Annotated in this window: 1 protein-coding gene; it reads left to right on the top strand. The window is 69.0% G+C overall.

Annotated features, from left to right (window positions below; all coding sequences use genetic code 11):
- Positions 1 to 15: 15 nt before the first annotated feature.
- A complete protein-coding gene (locus tag AB4118_RS33905) occupies positions 16 to 2712 on the top strand; it encodes a calcium-binding protein (protein WP_441493883.1) in 2697 nt (898 codons plus the stop codon).
- Positions 2713 to 2941: the final 229 nt, after the last annotated feature.

Raw genomic sequence — 2941 nt, 5'->3', positions numbered from 1 at the left:
TGAACGGGTGTCGGCATGATCGAGATCAGAACCCTCAAGGCCCCGGCGCCGGGCGCGCCCGCCGCGGAGCAGAGCTACCGCAAGATCACCGACGAGGACGCGGCGCCGTCGTCGCGCTGGCCGGCGCTGGTCGTGCTCGCGCTGACCGCGGTCGCGATCTACGTCAAGAGCCTCTTCCCCAGCCACGCCAAGTCCGATCTCGGTCCGCCCACYGAGMCCCCGGGCGAGGATGCGGCTGGGGGAGGCCCCTCGAGGCAGGCGCAGGCCGAGGAGGCCGACAAGGAGGCCGAGGACGAGACCGGGGCAATCAAGAAAGGGCCCGAGGACGACCCGGCGCTCGGCTCCGGCGGCCAGGCYGTCGGCACGGCCGGGCTTGCCGCCTTCCTCGGCATCGATTCCCCGCCGATCGACTATGAGCAGCTGCCGCTGCGCCGCTTCTCGCCGGCCAAGCTCGAGGATGTCTTCGGCGATCCGGCCAGCAAYGACAACCTGACGCTCRGCCATGGCGGCGGCCTCTCCGGCAGTGCCGGCKSTGGCGGTGGCCATGACTTCGAGGGGATCGCCTCGGCCGGCGGCGGCTCGGGTGGCCACCACCCCGGCCCGGGCRGCCATTCCGGCCCGGGCGGCGAGAACCCTGGCGGACCCGGTGGCGAGAATCCCGGCGGTCCGGGTGGCCCCGGGAGCCCGCGCAGCAACCGCGCCCCGCTGCTTGCCGGTGTGGTCAGCCTGCGCAGCATCGGGCGCTGCGAGACGTTGCTGATCACCGCGATCGGACTGCTCGCAGGGGCGCTGGATCCTGATGGCGATGTGCTGTCGATCCGCAATCTCACCGTCTCCAGCGGCACGCTGACCGCGGTCGAGGGTGGCTGGGAGTTCAGCCCGACGCCCGGCTATTTTGGCCCGGTGACGCTGAGCTATGAGGTCAGCGACGAGACCGTCGCGGTCGCCCAGACCGCGCTCTTCAGCGTCGTCGAGTTCACCGAGATCAACGGCACGGCCGGCGATGACAGCCTGACCGGGACGGAATGCGCCGACCTGATCGACGGGCGCGACGGCAATGACGTGATCGACGGCCGCGGCGGCTCGGACATCCTGCATGGCGGCGCCGGCAACGACTTCATCCGCGGCGGCGCCGGCCATGACCTGATCTATGCCGGCCGCGGCAACGACATCGTCTATGGCGGCGAGGGCAACGACACGATCTATGGCGGCGACGGCGACGACCAGCTCTTCGGCGAGGATGGCGACGACATCATCTTCGGCGAGGCTGGCGATGACATCATTGTCGGCGGCGCCGGCAACGACCAGCTCTCCGGCGGTGACGGCAATGACGTGATCCAGGGCGGCACCGGCGACGACCAGATCGCCGGGGATGCCGGCAACGACGTCGCCCATGGCGATGAGGGCGACGACACCGTGGATGGCGGCGCCGGGAATGATGAAGTTCATGGCGATGCCGGCGACGATCACGTCATGGGCGGGGCCGGCAATGACCAGGTCTATGGCGAGGACGGCGACGACATCCTCGACGGTGGCGACGGCGACGACTGGATCGACGGCGGAGAAGGCGACAACACGATCTTCACCGGCGACGGCAACGACACGGTCCGAACCGGCAACGGCAACAATGTCGTCACCGGTGGCGCTCATGTCGACCTCGTCCAGTTCGGCGCCGGCCAGGACACGGCCCAGCTCGGAGCCGGCGACGATGCAGCGGCCGGTGGCGGCGGCAACGACCGACTCTTCGGTGAGGCTGGCAACGACACGCTCTCCGGTGATGCCGGGGACGATGTGCTCGATGGCGGTTCCGGCGATGATCACCTCGCGGGCGGCGCCGGTGACGACCAGATCCATGGCGGGACCGGTAACGACATCGTCTTCGGCGGCGATGGGTGCGACCGGATCGAGGGCGACGCGGATGACGACATCGTCTTCGCCGGCGCCGGCGACGATAGGGTCGAGGGCAATGCCGGCAATGACCGGCTCTTCGGCGAGGCAGGCGACGACCGGATCGAGGGTGACGCGGGAGACGATATCGTCGATGGCGGGGCGGGCAACGACCGGCTCGAAGGCGGCAGCGGCGCGGATACGCTCGATGGTGGTGCGGGCACGGACCGGGTCGAAGCCGGGTCCGGCAACGACGTGATCATCGGCACGCTCGATGCCGCGGCCGATTGCTATGATGGCGGCAGCGGCTGCGACACGTTGGATTACTCCCAGGCGACGCAGTGCATCGACATCAACCTGGTCGAGGGCAAGGCGGTCGGCGTCGAAATCGGCGAGGACAGGTTCTCCAATATCGAGGCGGTGATCGGCGGCAGTGGCAACGACCACTTCACCATCGGCGCTGATGCGGTGACGCTGACCGGCGGTGCCGGCGACGACTGCTTCTCGTTCGACGTGCCCTATGACGCGGACGATCGCGACCTGATCCACCGGATCCTCGATCTCGAGGCCGGCGACCGCATCGTCGTCAAGCAGTACCAGTTCGGGACCGATGGCGCGCCCGCCGACAGTGCCGCCGCGGAGGGAGCAGATCCGTTCGCCAACGCCTATGGCGACGAGGCCGATGCTGCCGGCCGGCCCTTCCGCTTCCGCATCGAGAAGATCGGTGACAACGACTACACCTATGTCGATGTCTTTCTCGAGCAGCATGACGAGAAGGACTACTCGATCGAGATCCAGGGCAGCCACAGGCTTTACTATTACTGATCTCGGTGCGCGGCCGCAGGGCCTCGCATCCCGGTCGGGCGGACGGGAGAGACGGATATGACCGGGCGCAATGTCGCATTGCAGGCGGGCGGGGACGCCAGGGAAGGGCGCGAGCCGAATTTCGGGCTCGGCCGGCATATGCTCGCCGGTACCGCGCTCGCCCTGCTCCTGGTCGTCGGCTGCGGCGGCTGGGCCGCGAGCGCCCATCTCAACGGCGCCGTGATCGCCC

It is taken from the genome of Allobosea sp. 2RAB26 (assembly GCF_052115465.1).
In the GTDB taxonomy this organism is placed as follows: Bacteria; Pseudomonadota; Alphaproteobacteria; order Rhizobiales; family Beijerinckiaceae; genus Allobosea.
This window is presented reverse-complemented; position numbering and strand designations above follow the sequence as displayed.